This window comes from Granulicoccus phenolivorans DSM 17626 = NBRC 107789 = JCM 15570, from assembly GCF_000423085.1.
Taxonomy (GTDB): domain Bacteria; phylum Actinomycetota; class Actinomycetes; order Propionibacteriales; family Propionibacteriaceae; genus Granulicoccus; species Granulicoccus phenolivorans.
On record NZ_AUHH01000026.1, the window covers coordinates 1 to 20,122 of the forward strand.

The 20,122-nt window shown below is 70.1% G+C and carries 20 protein-coding genes; 3 read left to right on the plus strand and 17 right to left on the minus strand.

Features of this window, described 5'->3' with window-relative positions:
- Positions 1 to 536: 536 nt before the first annotated feature.
- The 6 genes from G531_RS0111335 to G531_RS0111360 all read right to left on the minus strand — a co-directional run bounded on the left by G531_RS0111335 (position 537) and on the right by G531_RS0111360 (position 8,529).
- Positions 537 to 3,920, minus strand: a complete 3,384-nt coding sequence (locus tag G531_RS0111335) for a pyruvate carboxylase (protein WP_026927347.1) — start codon at positions 3,918 to 3,920, stop codon at positions 537 to 539.
- A gap of 264 nt (positions 3,921 to 4,184) precedes the next feature.
- Positions 4,185 to 4,649 (minus strand): DUF898 family protein, encoded by a 465-nt coding sequence (locus tag G531_RS22040; protein ID WP_211221833.1) that lies wholly within the window; start codon positions 4,647 to 4,649, stop codon positions 4,185 to 4,187.
- A 109-nt stretch (positions 4,650 to 4,758) separates the two neighbouring features.
- Complete coding sequence (locus G531_RS0111345) at positions 4,759 to 6,435, minus strand: FAD-binding dehydrogenase (protein ID WP_026927348.1); 1,677 nt, start codon at positions 6,433 to 6,435, stop codon at positions 4,759 to 4,761.
- Positions 6,436 to 6,483: 48 nt separating this feature from the next.
- The gene (locus G531_RS0111350) at positions 6,484 to 7,164 is read right to left on the minus strand and encodes an SDR family NAD(P)-dependent oxidoreductase (RefSeq protein WP_026927349.1); all 681 of its coding nucleotides are present in this window, start codon (positions 7,162 to 7,164) and stop codon (positions 6,484 to 6,486) included.
- Positions 7,165 to 7,173: 9 nt separating this feature from the next.
- Positions 7,174 to 7,650 (minus strand): methyltransferase family protein, encoded by a 477-nt coding sequence (locus G531_RS0111355; RefSeq protein WP_026927350.1) that lies wholly within the window; start codon positions 7,648 to 7,650, stop codon positions 7,174 to 7,176.
- 39 nt (positions 7,651 to 7,689) lie between these two features.
- Positions 7,690 to 8,529, minus strand: coding sequence for an alpha/beta fold hydrolase (locus G531_RS0111360; protein ID WP_026927351.1), 840 nt, complete (start codon positions 8,527 to 8,529; stop codon positions 7,690 to 7,692).
- A 146-nt stretch (positions 8,530 to 8,675) separates the two neighbouring features.
- Here G531_RS0111360 and G531_RS22045 point away from each other — a divergent pair, with 146 nt between their 5' ends.
- Both G531_RS22045 and G531_RS0111370 read left to right on the plus strand, forming a co-directional pair.
- Positions 8,676 to 9,458 (plus strand): ABC transporter ATP-binding protein, encoded by a 783-nt coding sequence (locus G531_RS22045; RefSeq protein WP_051215384.1) that lies wholly within the window; start codon positions 8,676 to 8,678, stop codon positions 9,456 to 9,458.
- Complete coding sequence (locus G531_RS0111370; protein WP_026927352.1) at positions 9,458 to 10,870, plus strand: FtsX-like permease family protein; 1,413 nt, start codon at positions 9,458 to 9,460, stop codon at positions 10,868 to 10,870. The genes G531_RS22045 and G531_RS0111370 overlap by 1 nt, the downstream gene beginning before the upstream one ends.
- A 10-nt stretch (positions 10,871 to 10,880) precedes the next feature.
- On the opposite strand, the gene G531_RS0111375 is transcribed toward G531_RS0111370, so the two are convergent.
- Positions 10,881 to 11,510 (minus strand): TetR/AcrR family transcriptional regulator, encoded by a 630-nt coding sequence (locus tag G531_RS0111375; protein ID WP_035758631.1) that lies wholly within the window; start codon positions 11,508 to 11,510, stop codon positions 10,881 to 10,883.
- A 76-nt stretch (positions 11,511 to 11,586) separates the two neighbouring features.
- Here G531_RS0111375 and G531_RS0111380 point away from each other — a divergent pair, with 76 nt between their 5' ends.
- Positions 11,587 to 12,006, plus strand: a complete 420-nt coding sequence (locus tag G531_RS0111380; protein WP_026927354.1) for an ester cyclase — start codon at positions 11,587 to 11,589, stop codon at positions 12,004 to 12,006.
- A 48-nt stretch (positions 12,007 to 12,054) separates the two neighbouring features.
- Here G531_RS0111380 and G531_RS0111385 read toward each other — a convergent pair whose 3' ends face one another.
- The 10 genes from G531_RS0111385 to G531_RS0111430 all read right to left on the minus strand — a co-directional run bounded on the left by G531_RS0111385 (position 12,055) and on the right by G531_RS0111430 (position 20,091).
- Complete coding sequence (locus G531_RS0111385) at positions 12,055 to 13,002, minus strand: alpha/beta fold hydrolase (RefSeq protein ID WP_026927355.1); 948 nt, start codon at positions 13,000 to 13,002, stop codon at positions 12,055 to 12,057.
- Positions 13,003 to 13,070: 68 nt separating this feature from the next.
- Complete coding sequence (rocD, locus tag G531_RS0111390) at positions 13,071 to 14,291, minus strand: ornithine--oxo-acid transaminase (RefSeq protein WP_026927356.1); 1,221 nt, start codon at positions 14,289 to 14,291, stop codon at positions 13,071 to 13,073.
- Positions 14,288 to 15,139, minus strand: a complete 852-nt coding sequence (gene ddaH, locus G531_RS0111395) for a dimethylargininase (protein WP_026927357.1) — start codon at positions 15,137 to 15,139, stop codon at positions 14,288 to 14,290. Before ddaH ends, rocD begins: the two co-directional genes overlap by 4 nt.
- A gap of 117 nt (positions 15,140 to 15,256) precedes the next feature.
- The gene (locus G531_RS22050) at positions 15,257 to 16,072 is read right to left on the minus strand and encodes a CPBP family intramembrane glutamic endopeptidase (RefSeq protein WP_051215385.1); all 816 of its coding nucleotides are present in this window, start codon (positions 16,070 to 16,072) and stop codon (positions 15,257 to 15,259) included.
- A 4-nt stretch (positions 16,073 to 16,076) separates the two neighbouring features.
- On the minus strand, positions 16,077 to 17,132 hold the full coding sequence (locus G531_RS22055; protein WP_051215386.1) for a DNA-3-methyladenine glycosylase family protein: 1,056 nt from the start codon (positions 17,130 to 17,132) through the stop codon (positions 16,077 to 16,079).
- A 143-nt stretch (positions 17,133 to 17,275) separates the two neighbouring features.
- The gene (locus G531_RS26465) at positions 17,276 to 17,683 is read right to left on the minus strand and encodes an alpha-ketoglutarate-dependent dioxygenase AlkB (protein WP_211221834.1); all 408 of its coding nucleotides are present in this window, start codon (positions 17,681 to 17,683) and stop codon (positions 17,276 to 17,278) included.
- A 261-nt stretch (positions 17,684 to 17,944) separates the two neighbouring features.
- Positions 17,945 to 18,235 carry an Ada metal-binding domain-containing protein gene (locus G531_RS0111415; protein WP_026927358.1) on the minus strand — a complete coding sequence of 97 codons (291 nt, stop codon included), beginning with the start codon at positions 18,233 to 18,235 and terminating at the stop codon, positions 17,945 to 17,947.
- Complete coding sequence (locus tag G531_RS0111420) at positions 18,225 to 18,956, minus strand: 2OG-Fe(II) oxygenase (protein WP_026927359.1); 732 nt, start codon at positions 18,954 to 18,956, stop codon at positions 18,225 to 18,227. The genes G531_RS0111415 and G531_RS0111420 overlap by 11 nt, the downstream gene beginning before the upstream one ends.
- On the minus strand, positions 18,953 to 19,597 hold the full coding sequence (locus G531_RS0111425) for a methylated-DNA--[protein]-cysteine S-methyltransferase (protein ID WP_026927360.1): 645 nt from the start codon (positions 19,595 to 19,597) through the stop codon (positions 18,953 to 18,955). Before G531_RS0111425 ends, G531_RS0111420 begins: the two co-directional genes overlap by 4 nt.
- The gene (locus G531_RS0111430; protein WP_035758634.1) at positions 19,594 to 20,091 is read right to left on the minus strand and encodes an RNA polymerase sigma factor; all 498 of its coding nucleotides are present in this window, start codon (positions 20,089 to 20,091) and stop codon (positions 19,594 to 19,596) included. Before G531_RS0111430 ends, G531_RS0111425 begins: the two co-directional genes overlap by 4 nt.
- Between the last annotated feature and the right edge of the window lie 31 nt (positions 20,092 to 20,122).

The following is a 20,122-nucleotide window of genomic DNA, read 5'->3' on the forward strand; positions in this document are numbered from 1 at the left end:
TGTGTTACCAAAACTGAAGCTGGCTGACCGAACCGCCGCTGTACCGGCCAGGATCCCCGGTTCGCGGTCGCTGCTGGGAGTTCGCGGTCACTGCTGGGAGTTCGCGGGGGTTGCTGGGGCTCAGTGCCCGCTGGAATTCGCGGGCCCTGCAGGGGCCGCGTACCGGATGTGGGCCCGCGCACCGCACGAGACCCGTGCCGACCCGGCTGCCCCGTCGCCGCCTGGAACTCCCGTCAGGTTGCACCTACGTCAATCCGATACTGCCGGGCCCGCTGTCCGGGGAGGCGCTGGCCGGGTACGCCGACCCATTGGCCGCCTCGACCAAGGACCTGGCCCCGGTCAGCGACGAACTCACCATGGACCGATCCCGCTTATGGTCGTCCTGCACATCACCAGTACTTGGACCGGGCCCACCTCCCTCTCCGCCGGTCCGGGCACCCCCGTCTGGACACACCGGTCCGGACACACCGGTCCGGACACACCGGTGGCCCGCACCTGGGTGCGGGCCACCGGGAGGGGCGTGCGGATCAGAGGTCCTAGTCGATGACCACCAGCAGGTCGCCACCCTCGACCTGCTGCTCGAGGCGCAGCGCCACCCGGGCGATCGTTCCGGCGACGGGCGCGGTGATCGAGGCCTCCATCTTCATCGCCTCGATCGTGGCGACGGTGTCCCCGGCCTCGACCCGGTCACCCTCGGCGACGGTGATGGTGACCGCGCCCGCGAACGGTGCTGCGACGTGACCCGGGTTGGTCTTGTCGGCCTTCTCGGCCGACGGCACCTCACTGGCGATGGACCGGTCGCGAACCGACACCGGACGCAGCTGTCCGTTGAGGATGCACATCACGGTGACATAGCCGCGCTCGTCGGGCTCGGAGATCGCCTCCAGGCCGATGAGCAGGTCCACGCCCTTGTCGATGCGGACCCGATGCTCCTCCCCGCGGCGCAGGCCGTAGAAGAACTGGTTGGTCGACAGCCGGGACAGGTCCCCGTACTGCTCCCGGCTCTCCAGGAACTCCTTGGTAGGACCGGGGAAGAGCAACCGGCTCAGGGTGATCCGGCGCTCGGCCGAGCCGCCGTCGAGCAGGGCCTCGTCCGCGGCGGACAGTTCGACCACGGGACTGCCGCTGCTTCGGCCGGCCAGCGCCTTGGTCCGGAAGGGTTCCGGCCAGCCGCCGGCGGGGTCGCCGAGGTCACCGCGGAGGAAGCCGATGACCGAGTCGGGGATGTCGAACCGGCCCGGGTCGGCGGCGAACTCGTCGACCGAGACGCCGGCCCCGACCAGGTGCAGGGCCAGGTCGCCGACGACCTTGGAGGACGGGGTGACCTTGATCAGTCGGCCGAGCAGCCGGTCGGCTCCGGCGTACGCGCTCTCGATGTCCTCGAAGCGATCGCCGAGGCCGAGCGCGATCGCCTGGGTGCGCAGATTCGACAGCTGGCCGCCGGGGATCTCGTGGGTGTAGACCCGGCCGGTCGGCCCGGGGATGCCGGACTCGAACGGCGCGTACACCTTGCGCAGGGCCTCCCAGTACGGCTCCAGGTCGCAGACCGCCTGCAGGTCGATGCCGGTGTCGACGTCGCTGTGCGCCGCGGCGGCCACGATCGCCGACAGGGAGGGCTGGCTGGTGGTGCCGGCCAGCGGCGCCGCCGCGCCGTCGACCGCGTCCGCCCCGGCCTGCCAGGCGGCGAGGTAGGTGGCCAATTGCCCACCCGGAGTGTCATGGGTGTGGACGTGGACCGGCAGGTCGAAGTTGGACCGCAGCGCGGTGACCAGCTTGGTCGCGGCCGGGACGCGGAGCAGGCCGGCCATGTCCTTGATGGCCAGGATGTGGGCGCCGGACTCGACGATCTGCTCGGCCAGCCGAAGGTAGTAGTCGAGGGTGTACAGCTTCTCGCCCGGGTCGGCCAGGTCACCGGTGTAGGACATGGCGACCTCGGCGATGGTGGTGCCGGTCTCCCGGACCGCCTCGATGGCCGGACGCATCTGGTCGACGTTGTTGAGCGCGTCGAAGATCCGGAAGATGTCGATGCCGGTGTCCGCGGCCTCCCGGACGAAGGAGCGGGCCACCTTCTCCGGGTACGGGGTGTAGCCGACGGTGTTGCGGCCCCGCAGCAACATCTGCAGGTTGATGTTGGGGACGGCCTCCCGCAGGGCGGCCAGCCGCTCCCAGGGGTCCTCCTTCAGGAACCGCAGCGCGACATCGTAGGTGGCGCCGCCCCAGGCCTCGATGGAGAACAGCTCCGGGGTCATCCGGGCGATGTACGGCGCGACCCCGACCAGGCCGGAGGTCCGCACGCGGGTGGCGAGCAGGGACTGGTGGGCGTCGCGGAAGGTGGTATCGGTGACCGCCAGGGCCTTCTGCGCGCGCAGGGCCTTCGCGAAGCCCTCGGGGCCGAGCTCCAGCAGCCGGTCCCGGGACCCCTTCGGCGGCGCCGCACTCAGGTCGAGCTGCGGCAGTTTGTCTGCTGGGTAGACCTCGGTGGGACGGGCGCCGTGCGGCTGGTTCACCGTGACATCGGCGAGGTATTCCAGGATCTTGGTGCCGCGATCGGCCGACCGACGCGCGGTCAGCAGGCCGGGCCGCTCCTCGATGAAGGAGGTGGTGACCCGGCCGGCGCGGAAGTCGGGATCATCCAGGACCGCCTGCAGGAAGGGGATGTTGGTGGCCACGCCGCGGATCCGGAACTCGGTCACCGCCCGGCGGGCCCGGGCGACGGCGGCTTCCAGGGTGCGACCGCGACAGGTCAGCTTCACCAGCATCGAGTCGAAGTGGGCCCCGACCTCGGCCCCGACCGTGGTGCCGCCGTCCAGCCGGATGCCGGCGCCACCGGGGGTACGGTACGCGGTGATCCGACCCGTGTCGGGCCGGAAACCGTTGGCCGGATCCTCCGTGGTGATCCGGCACTGCAGGGCGGCACCGCGGATGCTGATCGAATCCTGGGTGAGGCCGAGGTCGGCGAGGGTCTCCCCGGAGGCGATCCGCAGTTGGGCCTGCACCAGGTCGACGTCGGTGATCTCCTCGGTGACGGTGTGCTCCACCTGGATCCGCGGATTCATCTCGATGAAGACGTGGTTGCCGCGGGTGTCCAGGAGGAACTCGACCGTGCCGGCGCACTGGTAGCCGATCTGCTGGGCGAACTTCACCGCATCCGCGCAGATCCGGTCCCGCAACTCGGGATCCAGGTTCGGTGCGGGCGCGAGCTCGATCACCTTCTGATGCCGACGCTGCAGGGAGCAGTCGCGCTCGTAGAGGTGGACCACATTGCCCTGCCCGTCGGCCAGGATCTGGACCTCGATGTGCCGCGGGTCGACCACGGCCTGCTCAAGGAACACAGTGGCATCACCGAAGGCGGCCTCGGCCTCCCGGGAAGCCGCCTCGATCGCTTCGCGCAGTTGCGTACGCTCGGCGACCCGGCGCATCCCGCGGCCGCCCCCACCGGCGACGGCCTTGACGAAGAGGGGGAACTGCATGGTCTCGGCGGCAGCCAGCAGCGTGTCGACGTCGGCGGACGGTTCCGAGGATGCCAGCACCGGCAGCCCGGCCGCCCTGGCCGCGGCAATGGCCCGCGCCTTGTTTCCGGTGAGCTCCAGCACACTGGCCGGCGGCCCGACGAAGGTGATCCCGGCGGCGTCGCAGGCGGCGGCCAGATCGGGGTTCTCCGAAAGGAATCCGTAGCCCGGGTAGACCGCGTCCGCGCCCGCCTTCTGGGCCGCGGCCACGATCTCCTCGATGGACAGGTGCGCCCGGACCGGATGGCCGACCTCACCGATCTGGTATGCCTCGTCGGCCTTCGTCCGGTGCACCGAGTTGCGGTCCTCGTACGGGAACACCGCAACGGTCCGGGCCCCCAGTTCGACGGCGGCACGGAACCCGCGGATAGCGATTTCGCCACGGTTGGCGACAAGGACTTTCGAAAACATGACTGCGAACCTCACTGGTCGGGATCATTGCCGGCGCCGCCGGCGCGGGTTGGGTCTGCCGCAGCCCGCGGCCACACCGAACCCGCGCCGAGGCACAGGGCGACCCGGTGACTCCTGGCGGGCACCCGGGCGCGGACCATGGTGGTGACCACGGCCCGTTCCGGGGCGCTGTTGGTGGAGGTTAGCACCGCCAAATGTGACGTGGCTAACTCCTGTTCCATCATCGGTCACCGGCAGGTGGCCCGCGGTGGACCGCTCAACCGCTCAGTACGATTGCTGCGCCGTTTGCGGCGAAACCGCGACCGGCTGATCGATCGCGGGCGAAATTTGCGCCCGGGGAGCCAGGCCCGCTCCGACCGGCACCGCCTCCTGCGGGGGCACCGGCACCGCGAGCTCGGTCCGTTCGATGATCCACTTCATCAGGCTGGGGACCACCCAGAAGGAGTAGATCCCGAGCGTGACGAACATCAGCAGCCACCACTTGATCCACAGCCCGAACAGCCCCAGCCCGGTGCCGGTGAACCGGACCGGCTGACCGTTCACCGTGGTGTGCTGGACGGCCCAGCGGAAGTACATGCAGATCGCCCACGGCGTGGCGAGATTGAACGTGAAGATCGTCAGCAGCGCGCTGCCCAGGCCCACCAGGAAGTAGGAGCCCGCGCCCCCGTTGAAGCGGAACCGCAGGGGCAGCATCGGGGCAGGGACAGGGACGGGTTGATTGGTGCTCACGAGGTCGCCTTTCGGGGAAGGCAGCGGCTGATCCGCTGACGAGAAAGACTCTCCCGGACGGGTCTGACAAAATTTGCACGTTTCCCGTGGAGAGGCCGCCCGGGCACCGTCAGAGGGCAGCCGCGGCCGCCCGTCCCGCAACCCGGCCGGAGAACAGACAGCCGCCGAGGAAGGTCCCTTCGAGGGCGTTGTAGCCCATCATGCCGCCCCCGCCGAAGCCGGCGACCTCACCGGCGGCGTACAGGCCCGGGACCGGGTCCCCACTCACCCGCAGGCAGCGCCCGGACAGATCGGTCGCCAGGCCACCGAGGGTCTTGCGGGACAGGATGTGCAGTTTCACCGCGATCAGCGGACCGGCCGTGGGGTCGAGCAGCCGGTGCGGTTTGGCCACCCGGGACAGTCGGTCACCGCGGTAATGCCGGGCGCCATACAGCGCGGTCACCTGGGCATCCTTGCCGAACGGATTGGCGATCTGCCGATCGCGGGCCTCGATCAGCCGACGCAGCGCGTCGCCGTCGAGCCTGGGACCGACCGGGTCGATCCGGGCCAGGTCGTTCATCCCGGCGACCAACGCGTCGAGGTCGTCGGCGACGACGAAGTCCTCGCCGTGCTGCTTGAACGCCTCCACCGGTGCCGGGCCGTGGCGCGCCCGGTCGAGGACGCCGCGGACGTCCTTCCCGGTCAGGTCGGGATTCTGTTCCGAGCCGGAGAGTGCGAACTCCTTCTCGATGATCTTCTGGGTGAGCACGAACCAGGAGTAGTCGTAGCCGGTCGCGCGCAATTCCCGCAGGGTGCCGAGGGTGTCGAAGCCGGGCAGATAGGGCGCCGGCAGCCGGCGTCCGGTCGCGTCCAGCCACAGGCTGCTGGGCCCGGGCAGGATCCGGATTCCGTGGTTGCGCCAGATCGGATCCCAGTTGCGGATCCCCTCGACGTAGTGCCACATCCGGTCGCCATTGATGATCCGCGCGCCGGCGCGTTCGGTGATCGCCAGCATCCGTCCGTCCACATGCGCGGGTACGCCGCACACCATCGACGCCGGCGGGGTGCCGAGGCGAGCCGGCCAGGCCCGGCGGACCAGGTCCAGGTCGCCCCCGATCCCGCCGGAGGTGACGATCACCGCCTGCCCGCGGTACTCGAAGTCCCCGACCACCACCCGCGAGGATTCCTGCCCCCGTGCGATGTCGCTGGGTTCCAGCAGCGCCCCGCGTACGCCGACCGCCGTCCCCGCCTCGAGCAGCACCTCATCCACCCGGTGCCGGAACGCGAACCGCACCCGCCCGGTCTCGGCATGGGCCCGCACCCGCCGCTCGAACGGCGCGACCACCCCCGGACCGGTCCCCCAGGTCAGATGGAAGCGGGGCACGGAGTTGCCGTGGCCGTCGGCGCGCCCGTCGCCGCGCTCGGCCCACCCGACGACGGGGAAGATCCGATGCCCCTGGCGGTGCAGCCAACTGCGCTTCTCCCCCGCGGCGAACTCGACGTACGCCCGTGCCCACTGCCGGGGCCAATAGTCTTCGTCGCGGTCGAATTGGGCCGATCCGAGCCAGTCCTGCCACGCGAGTTCGACGGAGTCGTGGATGCCCAGCCGGCGCTGCTGCGGACTGTCGACCAGGAAGAGCCCACCCAGCGACCAGTACGCCTGCCCACCCAGGGACTGCTCGGGCTCCTGGTCCACCAGCAGGACGCTGCGGCCGGCATCGGCGACCTCGGCGGCAGCCACCAAACCGGCCAGCCCGGCGCCGACCACGATCACGTCCGCCTGATTGCTCGCCCCAGTGCTCGCCACGGATCCGATTCTGTCACCGGCGCCGCTCCGCGGCACCGGCGGCACCGATCACAGCGAGGTGACCCCGCGAATCCGGTGCCCGATCGCGATGGACTCCCCGGAAATGGTTCCGGCCAGCGGCGAGACCAGGAACGCGATCAGGTCGGCGATCGCCTCCGGGGTGGTCTCCCCCGGTGCGCCCGGTGCCACCTCGGTCGCGGCGTCGGCGGTCACGAAGCCGGGACTGACCGTGTTCACCGTGACCCCCGAGCCGGCCGCGGCGTCGGCGAGATTCTTCGCCGCGATGATCAGGGCCGCGTTACGGACCGAGCCGGTCAGGTTGCCGGTCAGGAACGCATTCTGGCCGGACACGCCGACGATCCTGCCGTATCCGGCCCGAGTCATCGGGAGCAGCGCGGCATTGGCCGCCCGCAGAAACCCCATCGCCTTGGCGTCGAACGCCTCGAGCACCTGGGTGGGGTCGGCCTGCCGGGCCGGGTCCAGGGTCTGCGCCGCAGGGGCCGCAGTGACCACCAGCGCGTCCAGTCGCCCCTGATCACTGAGGACGGTTTCGATGGCGTGCGTCACCGACGCGTCGTCGCGAACATCCAGCACCAGGCCATCACGCCCCGACCGCGAGGCCGACACCGGCACCGCGCCCTCCCGACGCAGCCGGTCGATGACAGCGGCACCGATCAGGCCGGTACCACCCACGACGAGCACGACACGATTGTTCAATCCCAGATCCATGGGCCCAGCCTAGGCCGGTGCGGGCGTGCCGCCGGGTCGCGGCCCGACCCACCGCGGGACCCGCGCGCGGTACTCGGCGTAGTCGGCACCGAACAACTCCGCCAGGGCCGCCTCCTCGGCCGCGATCTGGGTCCGATCCATCACCAGGACGAATCCGGCCACCGGCAGCAGGGCGCGCCAACTGCCGAGGAACAGGGCATGCGCAACCAGGGTCGCCGCCATGCCGACATAGATCGGGTTGCGCGACAGTGCGTTCAGCCCGTCGGTCACCAGCCGGGACGCCTCCTCCGGGCGACGTGGTTCGATCGTCGTCCCGTTGCGCCAGAAGGACAGGGCCACCGTCACGAACAGGCCGAGGGCGCCCGCAACGATCACCCCGGCCGCCGCCTTGCGCCGGATGCCCGCCTTCGGATGCCGCGCCAGCAGCCGCTGGATCGCCAGGCCGGCAAGCACATAGCCGGGAGGGGGCACTATCGGACGGGCCATACAGTGAGCGTCCCACTCAGCCCGCAGCCGCACAAGGGGTCAGCCCCGCGGCAGCAGCCGGAGCACCTCCGCGGCGATCAATTCGGGCTCGGTGAGCGGGATCAGATGCTGCGAGGCCCGCGCCGGCACGACGCGTCCCTGGGGGCTCCGGTCGGCGGTCTGCCGATGGGCCCGGATCAGGTCCGCGCGGCCCGGGGTGAATCGGGCGTACCGCACCCCGGACAGCACCGTCACCGGAACCTGCGGGAAGGTTGCCTCCCGGCGCAGGTACGCCAGCCCGGCCCGGAAGTGCGCGTCCTCGGCCATGGTCGTCCGGGCTGCCTGCACCGAGGACGAGGAGGCGACCATGGCTGCCCGGTCGGTAGCGGTCAGGTACCGTCGGGTCATCGCGGCGATGCTGAGCCGCAGCACCCCCGTCCGGGCGAGCACCGGCATCAGCAGCGCGGTCAGCCGTTCGGAGAGCACCCAGCCGTGGGAGTCGTACAGTCGCGCTCCTTCATCGGACGGGTCCACCAGAACCAGGCCGGCCAGCAGTTCCGGGTCCATCGACGACGCCGCGACGCGGATGATCGGGCCACCCCAACTGTGCCCGCACAGCACCACCCGGCCCCCCGCTCGGGCCTCGACCAGCTGCCGCAGGTCATCGCCGAGTCGCTGCAGCGTGCGCGGCTGTGGATCCGGCGTGCTGTCCCCGAAACCGGCTCGGTCGTACGCCACCACCCGCGCCCGCTCGGCGACCAACCGGGCGACCGGGCCCCAATACCGGCCACCGAACCCCAGGCCCGCCTCCAGCACCACCAGATCCGGACCGCTCCCCCATTCGTACGTCGTCAGGGTCCGACCGTCGCGCGTCCTGACTCGACCGAGTACCGGCTCCATGCGGCCCAGCCTAACCGGCACCGGAGGAGGGGGCGCCGGCCGAATCGCTCTCGGCTACTGACTCGATTAGCCTTGGCCCTGCCGGACCGGCGCCCTCCATCTACAGGGCGCCACGGTCGGGCATCCGCACGACGAGGGGGTCAGGAATGGATGTCGAGAATGAGGAACGGACGGCCGGCACGCCCGCGCCACCGACGCAGCCGCTGATCAGCGGCTCGCAGATCCACAAGGTCTACGAAGTCGGCCGCGACCGGGTGGAAATCCTGCACGACATCTCCTTGCGGGTCCACGGCCGGGAGATGGTCGCGGTGATGGGACCCTCGGGCTCGGGCAAGTCCACCCTGCTCTACTGCCTGGCCGGGCTGGAGGAAGTGACCGGAGGACAGGTGGTGATCAACGGGGTGAACCTGGCCGGCCGCTCGCGAACCGACCTGGCGAAGATGCGGCGCTCGGAGCTGGGTTTCATGTTCCAGAGCTACAACCTGGTCCCGACACTGACCGCTGCCGAGAACGTCGAACTCCCCTATCTCCTCGGCAGCCGGAAGCCGGCGGCCGGTCTGGTCGCCCAGGCACTGGCCCAGGTCGGCCTGAGCGAGCACGGCGATTCTCGGCCCTCCTCGATGTCCGGCGGCGAACAGCAACGGGTCGCGCTGGCACGGGTGTTGGCCCAGCGTCCCAAGGTGCTTTTCGCCGACGAACCCACCGGCGCCCTGGACACCCGGATGGGCCGTGTCGTGCTCGAAGCGATCGGCGAGATCGCCCACACCTCCGGCCAGTGCGCGCTGATCGTCACCCACGACCCCAATGTTGCCGCGCAGTGTGACCGGGTGCTCTTCCTGCGCGACGGCCGCCTGGTCGCAGAGATGGTGCAGCCCGATTCGGCGCAGGTCGCCGCCCAGTTGGCCGCCCTGACCAGCGAGGCGGAGTGATGCTGAAGATCCAGCGCGCCGAACTCCGGAACTCGTGGCCGGCCTGGTTGGGCGTCAGCATCGTCTTTCTGGTGCTCAGTCTGGTGTTCGTCTTCTCCGCGCTGACCGTGGTCAGCGGTTTCACCGCGGTGGCGAACGGAGAGATGGTCCTGGAGCAGTCCGGTGAGTTCACTCTCGTACCGCTCACCAACTTCGTGCTCGGCGGGATCGTCGGACTGGGAGTCGTCTCCTCCTCGGTCAGTCTGGTGATCGACTGCCGGCGCGGCGCCCTGGCCCGATTGGCGCTGGCCGGGGCGACCCCGGGCCAGGTGCTCGGGACCGTGCTGGGACAGCTGGCCGCGGTCACCCTCGCGTGCGCGCTGATCGCCGATGTGATCTGCCTGGCCACCCTGGGCCCCGGACTCAACCTGCTGGCCGCGGTCCGAACCGAGCCGGACATGCTCGTCGTCGCACCGACCCCGGTCCACGATCTCGGTGTGGTCCTGCTGACCAACCTGCTGACCGTCGGGTTCGCGCTGCTCGCGGGGCTGGGACAGGCGCGCCGGGCCAGCCGGATCCCACCGGTGGAGGCCCTGCGGCAGGCTGAGGCGGCGACGTCGCGACGCCGGGTCGTGTTGCCGGTGCTGGGTGCGGTGACCGCGCTGCTGGTCACCGGCATCGCGTTCGGGATGCTCCCGGTCCTGGCCCAGGCGCGGAACAAGGAGACCGCGAGCAACGTCATGCAGTTGGCCATCGCAGTGCTGCTCACCACCACGTTGGCATTCGCCAGCGTCGCCCACCTGTACGTCGGGCACCTGGCCCGGTTCTGGACCGGTCTCATCCCCGTGCGCAGCGCGTCGTGGCAGATCGCCCGACGCAATGTGTCGCGCCGGGGTGCCCGATTCGCCCGCTCGGTCACGCCGGTGATGTTCACCGTAGCGATTCTGCTCGGAATGACCGTGGTGATGCCGACCATCGCTGCGACGACCGCCGCTGCCGGCTACGAGATTCAACTCTCGGGCGCCGGAATCGGACCGGTCCTGACCATGGTCGGTCCGGCGCTGGCCATCGCCCTGGCCGGCGGGGTGGGGTCGCTGCTGATGATGAGCAAGCAACGCGACGCCGAACTCGCGTTGACCGGTGTGCTCGGCGCCACCCCGGGGCAACGGCGCACCCTGCCGGTGCTGGAGGCGGTGATCATCGCGGTGACGGCCCTGTTCCCGGCCCTGATCGCGGTGGGGGTGGAACTGGCGTACTTCCACTTCGGGCTGCCGGCGGCCGGGTACGCCGCCGTGCTCTCGGTGCCCTGGGGATCGTTCGTCGGTGCCTTCGTGGTGACCCTGCTGATCACCATCGCCGCGACGTTCCTGCCGACCCTGCCGGCGCTGCGCAAGCCGGAACGCCAAGTGCTGGCCCGGCTGGCCGCCGAGTAACGGGCGAGCCTCAGGCCAGGGTCGCCTGCAGACAGGTGGCGAGCCAGTCCTCGTAGCGCTCCGGGCTCCAGCCGCAGCGTCGCAGCAACCGGTCGGCATTCTCCGGTGAGGTGAGCGTCCAGATGGTGTCGATCACCTGCTCCGCGGTCAGGCCGTCGGGCAAGCCGTGCTTGGCCACCATGGCTGCCACCATGTGCCCGTTGCCGGTACGCCGCTCCCGCTCGATCGTGGCGACCAGCTCGGCGATGATCGGATCCGAGGCCGGGCCGGCGTAGATCAGTTGCGCCAGCAGGGGCGCCACGCTCGCCTGGATCCGGCGACTCAGGGCCGCGTACGCCGCCAGCATCTCCCCGCGCGTCCCGGCGTTCTGCATCGCGATGAACTCCGGGCGCAGGCTCATCGGTACCGGGGTGTCATCGCCGGCCAGCATCACGTCGTAGACGGCCTTGACCACAGCCGCCTTGTTGCCGACGGAGTTGTACACCGTCTGCGGACTGACCCCGGCCGCCTTCGCCAGGGACGCCACGGTCATGGTCCGGTACCCGCCCTGCAACAGCAGACCGCGCGCCTGCTCGACGATGCGTCGACGGGTATGCAGGGCTGCCTCCGCACGCGTCGAATTGTCGTAGTCGCGGGCCATTGACACACCTCCCCATTCGGATGGATTCTAATTCCAGTGGAACTTTGATCCACCCAACCTCTCCGAGGAGTCAATCATGAGCAACGCCGCCATGCCAGCAGCTCGCCAAGTATTCGATGCGATCAACTCCGGGGATCTGTCCTGCCTGGCACAGTGCGTCACCGACGATTTCGTCGATCACGGCTCACCCTTTCCGATCCCGCCGGGCCCGGCGGGGTACACCGAGATCCTGACCTTCGTGACCCAGGTGCTCAAGATCCGGTACAGCATCCAGGACACGATCGAAACCGCGGATCGGATCGTGTTGCGGGCCCGGGCAACCGGCGAGGGAGTCCCCGCGGTTTACGGCCCGGATGCCGCCGGAAAGCACTACGAAATGACCACCATCCACATCTATCGCACCGAGGGTGATCGCCTGGCCGAACACTGGGGCGTGCGTGACGAAGTCAGTGCCATGGTGCAGATGGGCGTACTTCCGGCGCTGCAGTTGCAGTGATTGCGGACCTGCCCGGCAATCAGTGCCGGGTCGGCCCGCCCGCCCGGCTCAGGCCCGGGCGGTCACCCGGGTGGCGAAGTCGGTGATCTCCTGCTCGGTGTCGGCGCGGGTTTCCGGCTCGTTGTGGATCTCGTGGCGGACGCCGGGGAAGACCCGAGCGCGGACGTCGGCGTGACCGGTGGTGTGCAGGCGGTTGGCGACGTGGAAGGCGCCCTCGCCGAAGTTGCCGACCGGGTCCTGTTCGCCGGCGATGATCAGCACCGGCAGGTCGGTGGGCAGGGTGGCGTAGAACTCATCGCCGTTGGCCCGGTCGTAGAGGTCGGCGAATCCCTGGACGAAGCGGGCACTCATCGGGGCGCCGAAGTTGTTGTACGGGTCCCGAGCATGATCGGCGACGACATCGGCATCGCGGGCGACCCAGGCGGTGGGACCGGCTCCGTCCCCGAAGCGCTCGAGGAAGCCGTCGAACAGTTGCGCCACGATGGTGTCCGGGACCGGGTCGACCCGGTGCTCACCGGAGGCCAGCCGGGCGAGCTCGGCCCGGTCCAGGGTCTGCTCCAGTCCGCGCATCTGGGCGGCGATGCCGCACAGGGCCAGCCCCGAGAGCGCGGCCGCGGGGTCCATGGCCATCCCGCGCGCGATGATCGAACCCCAGCTGTGTCCGAACACCACGTAGGGGAGGTCGGGCAGTTCCTCGCGGGCCCGGGCCTGCAGGGTCAGTTCGTCGGCGACGACCACTCGGGCCGCGTCGTCCCCGGCGTCGCCCCAGATCCCCGACAGCATGGCGGTACGCCCGTGCCCGGCATGATCATCGGCGACGACGGCGAACCCGGCGTCCAGCAGGGCGCTGATCAGATGGAGGTAGCGCCGCGAGTGCTCCCCCAGCCCGTGAATGAGTTGCACGATGCCCTTCGGGGCGGCGGCGGGCGTATAGAGCCAACCCTGAATGCTGTCGCGGCCGTTCGCCGAGGTGAACTCGATCTCGCGCAAGGACATGGGACCCCCTTCATGGCGACCACAGCGTCGCTCCTACTGGACAGTAGCAGGCGTGGTTGGTCTGCCGCTCAGGACTCCTGGAGGACGAGCCGCAACTGATCGATCGCCCAGTCCAGGTCGGCGGTCCGGATCGTCAGCGGAGGGGCGATCCGAATGGTCTGGCCATGCGTTTCCTTGACCAGGACGCCGCGGGTCAGCAGTCTCTCGGCAACTGCGCGGCCCGTGCCGCGGGAGGGTTCGATGTCGACGCCGGCCCACAGGCCGGCCACCCGTACTGCGGTCAGGCCGTGCCCCAACAGATCGTCGAGCAGGCCCCGCAGGTGGGGGCTCAGGTCGGTCGCACGCTGCTGGAATTCGCCGGTGCGCAGCAGTTCGACCACCCGGAGCCCGACCGCCGCCGCGACCGGATTGCCGCCGAAGGTCGACCCGTGCTCGCCGGGAGCGAACACCCCGAGGACGGCGCGGTCACCGACCACCGCCGACACCGGCACGATGCCGCCGCCCAGGGCCTTGCCCAGCAGGTAGAGGTCGGGGACGACGCCCTCACGGTCGCAGGCGAACGTCGTGCCGGCGCGACCGAGGCCGGACTGGATCTCATCGGCGATGAACAGCACGTTGTGCCGGGTGCACATGTCGCGTACGGCCCGCAGGTAACCCGGCGGCGGAATGATCACACCGGCCTCGCCCTGGATGGGTTCGATCAGCACGGCGGCGGTATCTGCGTCGATGGCCGCCTCGATCGCGGCCGGGTCGGCGTACGGCACGATGTCGAAACCGGGGGTGAACGGCCCGAACCCGTCGCGGGCCAGCGGATCGTCGCTGAACCCGACGATGGTCGTGGTCCGCCCGTGGAAGTTGCCGGCCGCGACGATGATCCGGGCGCTGTCGGCCGGCACCCCCTTGACCCGGTACGCCCAGGCCCGGGCCGCCTTGATGCCGGTCTCCACCGCCTCGGCGCCGGTGTTCATCGGCAGCACCAGGTCCTTGCCGCACAGCTCGGCCAGCGCGGCGCAGAAGGCTCCGAGGCGATCGTTGCGGAACGCCCGACTGGTCAGGGTGAGCCGCCCGATCTGGTCGACGGCCGCCTTGACCAACTCGGGATGGCGGTGCCCGAAGTTCAGCGCCGAATAGGCCGACAGCAGGTCGAGGTAGCGTCGGCCCTCGACGTCGGTGACCCAGACGTCCTCGGCGGTGGCCACGACCACCGGGAGCGGGTCGTAGTTGCGGGCGACGTGCGCCTGTTCCTGGGCGATGATGCGCCCGGTCGGGGTGTCGGGATGGGGGTTCATGATCGGGCTCCTCGCAATTCCAGGGTGCAACATTTGATCCCGCCACCGCCCAGGTGCAGCTCGGACATGTCGACCGGGACGGGGTGGTATCCGCGTTCGCGCAGTTGGGCGGCAAAGTTGTCGGCGTACGGCGCGATGAACACATTCCGACCGTCGCTGAGCGCGTTCAGGTCCAGGCTCTCGGGCTCGGTCGCGGGCAACCGGATCGCGTCGGGGAAGCGCTCGGCCAGGACGGCCCGGCTGGGCGCGTCGAAGGCCGCCGGACGGTACGCGATGTTCGCCCGGTCGACCCCGCCGGGGCCCTGCACCGGGTCCAGGACACACAGTGCGGTGTCCAGGTGGTAGTAGGCGGGGTTGATCAGGCACAGGGAGACGACCTCGAGCCCGAACACGCCGGCCACCTCGGAGTTGCTGGCGAGCTCGGATCGGAAGCCGTGGCCGGCGAGGATCGTGTCGCCGACGAGCATCAGGTCCCCCTCGCCCTCCTGAGTGGCGATCGGTGCGACGACGCGGAAGCCGTGGGTGGCGAACCACTCGCGGAAGGGGCCTTCCTCGCCGCGCCGCTGGCGGACGCGGAACCGGGCGCCGAGGGCGACCCCGTCGATGACAAGTCCGCCATTGGCGGTGTACACCATGTCGTTCAGGCCGGGGATGGGCTCGATGAGGTCAACCTGGTGGCCGAGGGCCCGGTAGGTGTCGTACAGGGTCTGCCACTGGCGGACCGCCCGGGCGGTGTCGGTCGGATGCGTCGGGTGCATCCACGGGTTGATCTGGTAGCTGACCGTGAAGTGGTCCGGTCGGCACATCAGGTACCGGCGATGCTGCTGGATCCGTTGTGGTGCCGACATTGCGCGCTCCCCCACGTCACTGTGGACGGCGGACGCTGTCCTGGGGCTCGACGGCAGTTCGACCCGCCGCTGGCGCGACGGGGAAGAGGCGATACGAGCACGCCTGGCTCCAGTATCTCACGCCGGCCGCGCCGGGGCGGGTAGCCGCCGCCACAGCCACACGGCGTAGCCCGCCAGCACCACCGTCATCACGGCCAGCCCGGCGAGCGCGGTGGGCGCGTACGTGTCGACGGCGCTCCACGCCACGAGGTCGTAGACCAGGTGCCACGCGATGCCGATCCAGAGGCTGCCGGTGATTGCCACGATCTCGGCGAGCACCAGGCCGACCAGGCAGGCGAAGGCGAACTGCAGGCCGAGGTGCAGCGGCGGGCTCCCGGCGAAGAAGTTGGTCAGGTGCATCGCACCGAACAGGGCGGAGCCGCCGATGATCGCGGGTCGCTCCCCCAGGCCTCGCAGGGCGGCCAGTTGCAGTCCGCGGAACCAGATTTCCTCGTTGGTGCCGACGGCGACGGCGAGCGCCAGGTACGCGAGGGCCTGCGCCGGAGTCACGCGCAGACCGGTGGTCGCGACCAGGATGACCGGAATCACCGCCAGCGGCAGCAGCCACAGCGTTCGGTCCAGCTCCCGGGGGCGGCGGAACCCGTACTGGGCCAGGGTCGGCCTGGTGCGCCACATGATGAGCAGGCCCACCAGCGCCGAGAGAGCCACGAACCCGGCCTGCGTGTAGGTCGCGGCCGGCTGGTCCAGTTGGCGGGTCTGGGTGAAGCCGACGCCGAAGGCCGTCAGGAGTGTTCCACCGAAGGCAAGGGCGATCGCCCACAGCCAGGGGTGTTTCGTGTCCCAGGTGGCGAGTCGATTTCGGGTGGCGGCACCTCCTGGCCGCTGGGGTGTCGTTTCGTCGGGAGTGCCAACAAGCCGTTGCGGGATCCGCATGTATTCAGGCTATGCCGCTGTGGCCCGGCGCACCGGGGTTTGCCGGTGTGACTCTGCGCACCAGAGCCCAGAGCCGGGTTGCCGCGTAGCTGCGGTAGGGACTCCAGGAGGCGATGCGGTCGGCGCCGGCGTGCTCGCCGGTGAGGGCGCGACGCAGGACGGCGTCAGTGCTGGGGAAGGCGTCGGTGTCCGTGCCGGCGCGGATGGCGAGGTGGTCCAGGGTCCAGGGTCCGATCCCTTGGACGGCGTGCAGTTCCGGCCGCGTCGGCAGGGATTCGCCGTCGCCCTTGGTGGCGAAGAGAACGGCAATCTCGTGCAGGGTGCGGGCTCGGGTCCGGGTAAGTCCGATCGCGGCACGGAGCCGATCCACTGGTACGGCGGCGAGGGTCTGCGGCGTCGGGAATCTGCGGAGCCCCTGCGCCGGGTGGCTCGGCCCCGGGTGGTTCGGCGCCGGATGGTGTTGCGCCGAGGGGTGCGGCGCCGGGAGGGTGTGAGCCGAGGGGTTCGGCGCCGGGAGGGTGTGCGCCGAGGGGTTCGGCGCCGGGATGGTGTGAGTCGAGGGGTTCGGTACCGGGTCCGAGCCGTACGCGGCAACGAGTCGGGCCGCGAACAGCCGGCCGGCGGCCAGGGTCACCTGCTGGCCGAGCACCGTGAGGATCACTGCTTCGAATGGTGCAGGGAAACGGGTGATCCGAATGCCCGGCCGCGACCGGATGTCCTCGGCGAACAACGGGTCCGCGGCCAAGTGGTCGTTGATCGGGCCGAGGTCGGTGTCGAGGTCGAACCAGTGGCGTACGCGTGCGACGATCTCGTGGCGCACACTCTCGTCGTCGCTCGCACTCCCGTCGTTGGTGGCCGGAGCCAGGGTCACGCCCCCTTCGTCGAGGCGGAGCGATACCAACTGCGCCTGGCCCCGGACCTCGATCCAGCGCGTCAGCTCCGCCTTCGCACGGTCGAGGCGGATCAGTCCGTCCACCGCATGCGCGGCGAGGGTATCGAGGACCGCCTCGTGGTCGAACGGGCCGTGCGCGTCGATACGGAACGGTGAGAGGGGCTTCACGCGAACCAACCACGCAGAAGCGGCGCAAGCCGAGCCGGTGCTGGTCGATGATCCCGGTCGCTTCGATCCGGGGGCATCACGTTGTGCGGCCCGACGGGCTGTTCCTTCGCTCGTTCTGCTCGGGTGGGATTGCTGGCCATGTGTCAGCCGTCCAGGCCGGTGACGCGCAGGGTGATGTTGATCCGGCCGCTCTCCAGCCCGCAGCCGGCCGGTGCGGTGCCCGGGTAGACCTTCGGGACGCCGTGGTACGCCAACCGGGCCGGCCCGCCGAAGACGAAGAGGTCGCCCGAAGCGAGGTCGAGGTCCTGGTAGGGCTGGCTCCGGGTCACGGGGTTGCCGAACCGGAAGCGGCAGGTGTCTCCGATCGACAGCGATACCACCGGCGCCGGTGACCGTTCGTCCTTGTCCTGATGCAGTCCCATCCGGGCCGTTGCGTCGTAGTGGTTGACCAGGGCCGTGTCGGGGGTGTAATCGTCTCCCGCGTGCGGGTCGCCGGTCGGCCGCGACGAGCGCCCGGCGGCCGAGGCGGACCATCCAGTCAGGAAAGGCAAGCACCCGGTTGCCGTTCACGTCGACGGCCTCGCGGGTGTATTCATAGGGGCGCCAGTGCCAGCCCAGGCAGACCGTGCGTACGCTCATCTCGTGCCCCCGGACCATGGCGGCCCTGATCGGGACGGGGCCATTCGCCCACTCGTGAAAGCGAGCGACGAGCCAGCGCTGCTGGTCGAGGGTGAGCCAGCCCGGCACGTAGTACGCCCCCGCGGGCAGTTCCGGCACGGGCCGCTCGATCATGTCGTCTCCGAACAGCGTGCTCACCGAGACTCCTCGCGCGGGTGTCGCCAGGCGGCGTACCGCTCGGGCAGGCACGTGCCACAGGGTCGGAACCCGGCAGCGATCGCCGTGGCCTCGTCGGCGAAGAACACCCGATTCGTCACGTATCCGCCGTTCGCGATCGCGCGCAGCGCCGCCGGGCAGTCCAAGCGGCCGTAGAGCCGCCCGCGGCGGTGCCCGCCCAGCGTGCCCGGGGTCGGGCTCTGGTAGGGCCGGCGATCGGCGCCGAGCGACGTGTACGTCCTGCCGGTCATCGCACCCTCACGCGGCATCGTGGAAGACCAGCGCCAGAGTGATCCGTTCCCCCGACCGAATCGGGGAGACCCCGTGCCGGACCGGGGCCGCTGACCAGCCGCGCTTGGAACGCACGGGCCGGTCCCGCGTGGCGAACACAAAGCCGTGTCCCTGCGGCAACAGGAACGCCGACCCCCGCGACTGCGCCCGGGGACGCTGTTCGACCAGCAGAAACTCCCCGCCGGTGTGATCCACGCCCGGCTGGTTGAGGTTGAGCACCACCTGCAGCGGGAACACCAGATCGCCGTAGAGGTCACGATGCAGCGCGTTCCAGTCCCCCGCGCCGTACTTGAGCAGGATCGCGGTGGACTTGTTCTGCCCCGCCCGGTGGCACAACTCCAACCATTCATCCAGGGTGTCGGGCCAGATCGCTTCACGGCCGAGCTTGCCCCACCAATCACGGGCGATCGGCAACAGACGCGGATACAGGGCCTGCTTGAGGCGCTCGATCGGCTCCGGGTACGGCGCGTGGAAATACTTGTACTGCCCCTCGCCGAACCGCAGTGGCCCCATGGTGACCGTCTGCCGAAACGCGGCGTCGACGTGGTCGAGGTCGCGGATCTCCGCGGCTTCCACTGCCGTGAGCAACTGCGGCAGCAGGGCCCCGCCGAACGCATTGACCTCGTCGGTGATGGACTCCCAGTCGCCGGAGTTCACGCGCTGGGCGTACCCATCCGGCTCGGTCTTCGCCGCGCTCATGCCGCCCCCTCCAGGTTCAGCAGGGTCGTCTTCGCGGCCAATCCGCCGATGTAGCCGCCCAGGCTCCCGTCGGTACGCAGCACCCGATGGCAGGGCACCACCACCGGCAGCGGGTTCGTCGCGCACGCCGTGCCGACCGCTCGCACCGCCTTCGGGTTTCCGACGGACTCGGCGACCTCCTTGTAGGACTGGGTGTGCCCATACTCGATATGCGGCAGGTAGCGTTGCACAAGCTGCCGAAACCCCGAGGACAGCGCATAGTCCAGGGGCACATCGAACGCCTGTCGCCGGCCGGCGAAGTAGGCGTCGAACTCGACGGCAACCGGGTCCAGGCGTCGGGGGGCCGCCAGGATGCGGGGGCTGATCTTCTGCGCCAGCGACTCCAGCACCGTGTCGAAGTCCTGGCGCTCGTAGGCCACCCGCACCAGGCCCGTCTCGGTCGCGGCCAGCAGCAACGGCCCGACCGGGGTATCGATCGTGCGGTACGCGATATCCAGCATGCCCCGGTCCGCGGCCAGGGCGGCCAGGCGGTCGTGCAGCGCCGCCATCGTGGGAGTATCGATCGGGAAAAGGGCGGCCTGCTCGGCTCCCGTGCCGTCATCGATCGCTTGGTCGATCCCGGACGGTGTGATGTCGGTCATCGGGGTGCTCCTTTCGTGTGCTCGCCCGCGTGGTAGGTCTTCCGCAAACTCTTGATGCCGTCGGCTGCGGCCCGGCGTACTGTGGCTGGGCTACCCCCGATGATCTCGGCGGTCTCGGCGTGCGGCAGTCCGCCCAGGTAGTGGTAGGCGATCGCGAGCCGCTGCCGCGGCGGCAATGCCGACACCGCCGCCCACACCCCGTACTCATCACCACCGGGGTTCCCCACGGTGGCCGGCCGTTCCGGAAGCTCTTCGGTGGGGATCGCCTGCCGAGCACGCACCCTGGTGATGTCGATCGCCTTGCGGCCGGCGACGCGTACCAGCCATGCCTCGACGTTGGTGTCCTCGGGTAGCTCCGGCCATGACTTCAGTGCGGCCAGGAAGGTCTCCGACCAGGCGTCGTCGGCGTCCGCGCCGGGCCCGAGCACGGCGCGGCACACCCGCAGCACGGTCTCTCCGTGCCGCCCGACGACCTGTTCGAACGGAAGCTTCATCCTCATCACACCGTAGACGCACCAGCCGAGC